The sequence below is a fragment of the Inquilinus sp. genome (assembly GCF_057815775.1).
The window spans coordinates 1-7,034 of sequence record NZ_JBYRFX010001119.1 but is presented as its reverse complement, the minus strand read 5'-3'; the positions used below and the strand labels follow the sequence as shown (position 1 = coordinate 7,034).

Genomic DNA, 7,034 nt, shown 5'->3' with positions numbered 1-7,034 from the left:
CTTCCGGAAGGACTTCCCGGTCTCCTGGGAGGAACTGCACCGCAACGCCCGTGCGCTGGCCTGGCGTTTGGCCGAGCTGGGGCCGTGGAAGGGCATCGTCGCCATCACCCGCGGCGGGCTGGTGCCGGCGGCGATCCTGGCGCGCGAACTCGACGTCCGGCTGATCGACACGGTGTGCGTCTCGACCTACGACCACCAGGACCAACGCGAATCCAAGGTGCTGAAGGCGCCCGTCCAAGGGGACGGCGAAGGCTGGCTGATCGTCGACGACCTCGTCGACACCGGCCGCACCGCCCGGGTTGTGCGCGACCTGCTGCCGAAGGCGCATTTCGCCACGGTCTACGCCAAGCCGGCCGGCCGGCCGGCCGCTGGTCGACACCTTCATCACCGAGGTCAGCCAGGACCCCTGGATCTTCTTCCCCTGGGACATCGAATACCGCTACGCCGAACCGATCGCCGAAATCCGCGCCCAGAAGCGCTGAAGCGAGACCGCCATGCCGATCCATTTTGAGGCGTCTGAGCTGGCGGATCGCCGCCGCCGTGTCTGTGCCGAAATCGCCGCCCGCGGCCTCGACGGCCTGCTGGTGTTCCGGCAGGAGTCGCTGTACTGGCTGACCGGCTACGACACCTTCGGCTACGTCTATTTCCAGTGCCTGTGGCTGAGCGTCGATGGGCGGATGACGCTGCTGACCCGCTCCGCCGACGAACGCCAGGCGTATTTCACCTCGGTCATCGAGGATGTCCGCGTCTGGGTCGACCGGGCGGGATCCGAGCCGGCGGACGACCTGCTGGCGATCCTGGACGAATACCAGGTCCGCGACGGCAAGGTCGGCGTCGAGTGGGACGCCTATGGCCTGACCGCGGCGCTGGGCTTCCGGCTGAAGGCCAAGCTCGATGGCTATGTCGAGCATGAGGACGCCTCCGACCTCGTCTCCCGCTTCCGCATGGTCAAGAGCCCGGCCGAACTGGTCTATGTGCGCGAGGCGGCGAAGCTGGCCGACGCCGCCTACCAGGCCGCGGTCGACCTGACGGCGCCGGGCGCGTTCGAAGGCGACATCCTGGCGGCGATGCAGGGCGCAGTGTGGCGCGGCGGCGGCGACGACCCGGCCAATGAGTTCATCATCGGCTCCGGCCCCGGCGCGCTGATGTGCCGGTACTTCACCGGCCGGCGCCACCTCTCGGCCGAAGACCAGCTGACGCTCGAATTCGCCGGCACCTACCGGCACTACCATGCCTGCCTGATGCGCACCCTGCTGGTCGGCACTGCGTCGCCGGAGCACAAGGCGATGCACAAGGCGGCGGTGGATGCGCTGGAGGCGGCCAAGGCGGCGCTGAAACCTGGACATCCGCTCGGCGACGTGTTCGATGCCCATGCCCGCGTGGCCGACGCGGCGGGGCTGCGCCACGCCCGGCTGAACGCCTGCGGCTATTCGCTGGGCACCACCTTCGCGCCGAACTGGATGGATTCGCCGGGGCTGTCGATGTTCTTCCACGGCAACCCGACCCTGGCGGAGCCGGGGATGGTGTTCTTCATCCACATCATCCTCTACGACAGCGACCGCGGCCTGGCCATGACCTCGGGCCAGACCGTGCTGGTCACCGACACCGGCTGCGAGGCCCTGACCCTGGCACCGACCGATCTGGTCGTCGCCTGACGGAGCCCCATGCCGACGATGCCGCCGCGGATCTTCCTGATCGGTCCGGGTGGCGTCGGCAAGACCAGCGCCGGGCGCGAGCTGGCAGCGCTGCTGGGCTACGCCTTCGTCGATCTGGACCAGGCGTTCTGCGACCAGATAGCCCCGATTGATGCGTTCCTTCGAGCGGAGGGGTACGAGCACTATATCGAGGCGAATGCGGGGCTGTTCGACACGTTGTGCCGTTGTCATGGCGACGATGTGGTGATGCCGCTCTCCTCCGGCTTCCTGGCAACCCACATCCGGCCGGACCTGGTCGAGCGCAACCGGCAGGCGATGCGCTGCTCCGGTGTCTCAGTGCTGCTGTTGCCGTCGCTGGATGCCGATGAGGCGGCAGAGATCATCGTCGAACGGCAGTTGCAGCGGGGCTTCGGTCTGCAGCGGCATTCGGAGTTCGAGAAATTCCACGCCCGCTTCCCAGCCTATCTCGGGCTCGGTGATCTGCGGGTCGTCTCGACGCAGCCTCCGGCGGATATCGCGGCCGAGATCGTGACGCTGCTGCAAGGCCGCTGAGGCCCGGCTCAGTCCTGGGTCTCGCCCTCCAACGGCGTGGCCAGCATCGAGGGGCGGTGGCTGAAGCCGTCGTACCAGGCCGACAGGCGCGGCCGGCCCGGGCGGAACGGCGTCAGGCGGCGGAATTCCAGCCAGCTCAGCGCCGTCGCCAGGGCGATCTGGCCGAGATCGACCGGGCCGTCGAGATCGATCCCGCTTTCGATGAAATCATAGGCCGCGACCAGCTTCGCCGCCTGGCCCTCGGCCAGGGCCGGATAGCGCAGCGCTTCCGGCCGCCGCTCCGTGTCCCCGCGCAGGGCGAGGCCGCCAACGGCCAGCCCCTGGGCCACGGCCTGAGTCCGCAGCACCAGCGCCCGGGCCCGGCCGGCGGCCGGGATCAGCTTGGGCCCGTCATGCAGGCTGTCCAGGTGGTCGCAGATCACCACGGAATCGAACAGCGCCAGCCCGTCGTCGCAGATCAGCACGGGCACCTTGCCCAGCGGGTTGGCGGCGAAGACGGTGTCGTTGCGCCGGGTCGGGCTGGTCTCGTGGTGGATCACCTCGATCCGGCCGGCCAGCCCGGCCTCATGCGCCATGACAAGCACCTTGCGGGCATAGGGGGAATGGGTCTGGTACAGCAGCTGCATCGGATGGCTCCGGCCGGGGTTTGGGTCTCGCGACCCTAGCCGCCGGCCGGCGGGATGTTGCGCCCGATTGTCCCGCCCTCACGCAAAGTTTTTGCGTGAGGGCTATCCTAGCCTGCCGACCTTCATCCGGGGATCCATCAGGTCGCGCAGCCCGTCGCCGATCAGGTTCAGGCCCAGCACGGCGACGGCGATGGCCAGGCCCGGGAACACAGCCTGCAGCGGCGCCTGGGCCAGCAAGGTCTGGGCGTCCAGCAGCATCTTGCCCCAGCTGGCCTGCGGCGGCTGAGTGCCGAGGCCGAGATAACCCAGCGCCGCCTCGGCCAGGATGGCGATGGCGAACTGGATGGTGGCCTGGACGATCAGGGCATTGGCCATGTTCGGCAGCACGTGGCGCAGGGCGATGTCGATGCGCGACCGGCCCAGCGACTGGGCGGCGCGGACGAAGTCGCGGCCATACACCACCATCGCCGCGCCGCGCGACACCCGGGCGAAGACGGCGATGTTGAAGATGCCGATCGCCAGAATGGCGTTGATCGCGCCGGGGCCCATCAGGGCGGTGATCAGGATGGCGCTGAGCACGGCGGGGAAGGCGAAGGTCAGGTCGACGGCACGGCCCAGGATCTCGTCGGTCCAGCCGCGCCGGGCCGCGGCCCACAGGCCGAGCGGCAGGCCGGCGGCCAGGCCGATGACCACCGCCACCACCCCGACCGCGACCGAGGTGCGGGCCCCGACCATCAGGCGGGACAGGGTGTCACGCCCCAGCTGGTCGGTGCCCAGCCAGTGCAGCACGCCCGGCGTCTGCAGCTTCTGCGGGATGGCGATGGCGTTGGGCGGGTAGGGCGTCCAGATGAGGCTCAGCAGCGCCATGCCGACGAAGACCAGGCACAGCGCCAGGCCGAGGATGAAACCGCGATGGCTCAAGAGCCGGACCATGCGCGTCACCCCGCCTGCTTCGGCCGCGGGTCGATCACGGCATAGACCACGTCGACCAGGAAGTTCACCACGACGACGATGGCGGCCAGCAGCACCACCACGTCCTTGACCACGATCAGGTCGCGCTGGGCGATGGCTTGAAACGCCAGCCGGCCGAGGCCGGGCAGGGTGAAGACATTCTCGACCACCACCGCGCCGGCCATCAGGAAGCCGAACTGCATGCCGATGATGGTGGCGACCGGGATCATGGCGTTGCGCAGCACGTGGCGGTACAGCACCGCGCCCTTGGACAGGCCCTTGGCCCGGGCGGTGCGGACATAGTCCTCGCGCATCGTCTCCAGCATCGCCGAGCGCACCACGCGGGCCAGGATCGCCGCCTCGGTCAGGGCCAGGGCCAGGGCGGGCAGCACCAGCGCGTGCAGGGCGCCGCCCCAGCCTGCGGACCAGCCGGGAAAGCCGCCGGCACCGAACCAGCCCAGCTGCAGGGCGAACAGCCAGATCAGCATGATGCCGACCCAGAAATTGGGCACGGCGAGGCCGAGCTGGCTGAACCCCATCACCCCCCAGTCGCCGACCCGGTTGTGCTTGATCGCGGCCAGCATGCCCAGCGGCAGGGCCAGGACGGTGGAGAGCAGGAGGGCGAACAGTGCCAGTGGTGCCGTCACCGCCAGCCGGTCGCCGATCAGCTGCGCCACCGGCAGCTTGTAGGTGTAGCTGGTGCCGAAATCGCCGGTCAGCACGCCGCCGACCCAGGTGGCGTAACGGACCGGCGCCGGCTGGTCGAGGCCCATCTGGCTGCGCAGGGCGGCCAGTGTGTCCTCCCGCGCCTCGGTGCCCAGCATCAGCAGCGCCGGGTCGCCGGGCAGCACCTCGAGGACCGTGAACACCACGACCGAGGCGGCGAACAGGGTGAACAGCAGCGTCAGGAACCGCCGCGCCAGGAACGCCAGCATTGCTCAGGCGCCCGGCGCGGCGGGATCAGGACGATCCGTCATTCCGCCCAATACGCCGCGGTCATGTCGTTGGCGGCGATCGGGCTGTTCTGCCACAGACCCATCAGCTTGGCGTTGCGCACCCCGGTCTTGGGCAGCTGGAACAGGAACACCGCGGCTTCGTCATCTGACAGGATCTGCTGCGCCTGCTGGTACAGCGCCTTGCGCTGGTCCGGGTCGGTGGCGCCGTTCAGCTGCTGGATCACCTGGTCGAAGGCCGGGTTGTCGTAGCCGAAATAATACTTGTCCTTGCCGCGGGCATAGATGCCGATGTCCAGCGCCTCGGTGTGCGAGACGATGGTCATGTCGTAGTCGTAGCCCTTGAACACCTGCTCCAGCCACTGCGCCCACTCCACCGGCACCAGCTCGACCTGGACGCCGATCTCGGCCAGCTGCGCCTGGATGATCTCGCCGCCGCGGCGGGCATAGCCGGGCGGCGGCAGCTTCAGCGTTGCCTTGAAGCCGTCGGGATAGCCGGCCTCGGCCAGCAGCGCCTTGGCCTTGGTGGGGTCGTAGGGATAGGCGCCTGTCAGGTCCTTGTACGCGGCCTCATAGGGCGCGAAATGGCTGCCGATCGGGGTGCCGTAGCCGAACATGGCGCCGTCGATGATCGCCTGGCGGTCGATCGCCATCGCCAAAGCGCGCCGCACCCGCACGTCGTCAAACGGCTTGCGGCGCTGGTTCACGGCCATGACGGTCTTGCCGGCGGTGGTGCCGATCTCGACCACGAAGCGCGGGTCGGCCTTGAACTGGTCCAGCGTTTCCGGTGCCGGCATGTTGGGGAAGGCGTCGATGTCGCCCGACATCACGGCGGCGGAGGCGGCGGCCGGGTCGGCGATGAAGCGGAAGATCAGCCGGTTCAGCTTCGGCGCCGGCCCGGCATAGGCGGCGGTGCGGTCGAGCGTGACATGGTCGCCCGGCGCCCATTCGGTGAATTTGAACGGGCCGGTGCCGACCGGGTGGGTGGCGTTGTTCGCCGCCGAGCTCGACGCCACGATCACCGCCGCCGCCTGCCCCAGGTTGAACAGGAACAGCCCGTCCGGATGCGACAGGGTGACGACCGCCTGGTCCGGCGCCGGGGTGTCGACCGACTTGATCGGCTCGAAGAAGGCCTTCTGCGGGTTGGTCGAGTCCGGGGCGCGGGCCCGGTCGAGCGAGAACTTGACCGAATCGCTCTCGAACTTGGTGCCGTCGTGGAAGGTGGCGCCATGGCGCAGCGTGAAGGTGTAGGTCAGCCCGTCATCCGACACGGTCCAGCTGGTGGCCAGGCCGGGCTGGACCTGGCCCTGGGCGTCGATCCGGGTCAGCCCCTCGAACAGGTTGGCGTAGGTGACCTCGGCGATCGCCGCCGCGGCGCCGCCGGTGGGATCGAGGTTCGGCGGCTCCAGCACCATGCCGATCACGGCCTGGTCCTTCGCTGCCAGCGCCGGCGTCGCGATCAGCCCGGCCGCCAGCATGGCGGCGGCGAGCATGCCCCTCATCCCCATCCTCATCTCCCCTGTGCCGGTGGGACCGAAGCCCCCGACCTTTCGCGTTCGTCGTGGATGATGGCAGCCCGGCCGGGGCGGGTTCAAGGCTTGGCGGTGCCGTATTTCTCACGCCAGGCCGGGTGTGGCCCCAGGGCCTCGGCATGCCAGACGCCGCGGGCGATGGCGCGGGCGACGCAGTCGGCGGCGATGGCACCGATCCGGGCCAGGGCCATGACCCGCGGCTCCGGCAGCGTCACGGCCCCGGTGGCCAGGGCGAAGATGGTGTCGCCGTCCATCGGCGTGTGCACCGGGCGGATGGCGCGGGCCAGCCCGTCCTGGGCCATGATGGCGATGCGCTGGGCCTCGGCCTTGGTCAGCGCGGCGTCGACGGCGACGATGCCGATGGTGGTGTTGCCGCCCGGGCCGGCCGACGGGGCGGTCGGGTGGCGGAAGAATTCGGGCTCAGGCGAAGCCGGGCCGGTCGGGCGGTGCGGGCCGCCGAATTCGCCATCCTGCTCCCAGGGCCAGGCCCAGAAGGTGCCGTCCGGCATGGTCACGGCGCCGACCGGGTTGGCGGCGACCAGCGCGCCGATTGTGACGCCGGTCTCGGGATCGAAGGCCGAGGCGGTGCCCAGGCCGCCCTTGCAGGTCGCGGTCTTGGCGCCGTACCCGGCGCCGGCCTTTCCCGGGCGCCCCACGGTCCCCATTGCGTCGCAGGCGGCCCGCGCCAGGGCGCGATAGGGCGGGGTGTCGCCCCAGCCCGTGTCGCCGCCATTCACCACGTCGAACAGGATGGCGGCGGGGACG

The 7,034-nt window shown here is 69.9% G+C and carries 7 protein-coding genes and 1 pseudogene; 3 read left to right on the top strand and 5 right to left on the bottom strand.

Annotated features, from left to right (window positions below; translation table 11 throughout):
- The 3 genes and pseudogenes from gpt to AC3XYG_RS39945 form a co-directional block, all read left to right on the top strand.
- Window positions 1-482: pseudogene (gene gpt, locus AC3XYG_RS39955) on the top strand (xanthine phosphoribosyltransferase); the annotation flags it as partial.
- Window positions 483-494: 12 nt separating this feature from the next.
- Entirely contained in the window at window positions 495-1,655 is a 1,161-nt protein-coding gene (locus AC3XYG_RS39950; RefSeq protein ID WP_489145478.1) for a M24 family metallopeptidase, read from the top strand.
- 9 nt (window positions 1,656-1,664) lie between these two features.
- Window positions 1,665-2,207 (top strand): shikimate kinase, encoded by a 543-nt coding sequence (locus AC3XYG_RS39945; protein ID WP_489145477.1) that lies wholly within the window; start codon window positions 1,665-1,667, stop codon window positions 2,205-2,207.
- 8 nt (window positions 2,208-2,215) lie between these two features.
- Here AC3XYG_RS39945 and AC3XYG_RS39940 read toward each other — a convergent pair whose 3' ends face one another.
- The 5 genes from AC3XYG_RS39940 to AC3XYG_RS39920 all read right to left on the bottom strand — a co-directional run.
- On the bottom strand, window positions 2,216-2,833 hold the full coding sequence (locus tag AC3XYG_RS39940; RefSeq protein ID WP_489145476.1) for a glutathione S-transferase family protein: 618 nt from the start codon (window positions 2,831-2,833) through the stop codon (window positions 2,216-2,218).
- Between the two features lie 102 nt (window positions 2,834-2,935).
- Window positions 2,936-3,766 carry an ABC transporter permease gene (locus tag AC3XYG_RS39935; protein ID WP_489145475.1) on the bottom strand — a complete coding sequence of 277 codons (831 nt, stop codon included), beginning with the start codon at window positions 3,764-3,766 and terminating at the stop codon, window positions 2,936-2,938.
- 5 nt (window positions 3,767-3,771) lie between these two features.
- Window positions 3,772-4,719: an ABC transporter permease gene (locus tag AC3XYG_RS39930; protein ID WP_489145474.1), complete on the bottom strand. Its 948-nt coding sequence runs from the start codon at window positions 4,717-4,719 to the stop codon at window positions 3,772-3,774.
- Window positions 4,720-4,757: 38 nt separating this feature from the next.
- Window positions 4,758-6,230 (bottom strand): ABC transporter substrate-binding protein, encoded by a 1,473-nt coding sequence (locus tag AC3XYG_RS39925; RefSeq protein ID WP_489145473.1) that lies wholly within the window; start codon window positions 6,228-6,230, stop codon window positions 4,758-4,760.
- A gap of 98 nt (window positions 6,231-6,328) precedes the next feature.
- On the bottom strand, window positions 6,329-7,034 hold a 706-nt coding region (locus AC3XYG_RS39920; RefSeq protein ID WP_489145472.1), incomplete at its 5' end, for a P1 family peptidase.

What these genes read in the sequence shown, in the direction of transcription:
- AC3XYG_RS39950 (WP_489145478.1), top strand. Translation starts at nt 495, where the DNA reads ATGCCGATCCATTTTGAGGCGTCTGAGCTGGCGGATCGCCGCCGCCGT.
- AC3XYG_RS39945 (WP_489145477.1), top strand. Translation starts at nt 1,665, where the DNA reads ATGCCGACGATGCCGCCGCGGATCTTCCTGATCGGTCCGGGTGGCGTC.
- AC3XYG_RS39940 (WP_489145476.1), bottom strand. Translation starts at nt 2,833, where the DNA reads ATGCAGCTGCTGTACCAGACCCATTCCCCCTATGCCCGCAAGGTGCTT.
- AC3XYG_RS39935 (WP_489145475.1), bottom strand. Translation starts at nt 3,766, where the DNA reads ATGGTCCGGCTCTTGAGCCATCGCGGTTTCATCCTCGGCCTGGCGCTG.
- AC3XYG_RS39930 (WP_489145474.1), bottom strand. Translation starts at nt 4,719, where the DNA reads ATGCTGGCGTTCCTGGCGCGGCGGTTCCTGACGCTGCTGTTCACCCTG.
- AC3XYG_RS39925 (WP_489145473.1), bottom strand. Translation starts at nt 6,230, where the DNA reads ATGCTCGCCGCCGCCATGCTGGCGGCCGGGCTGATCGCGACGCCGGCG.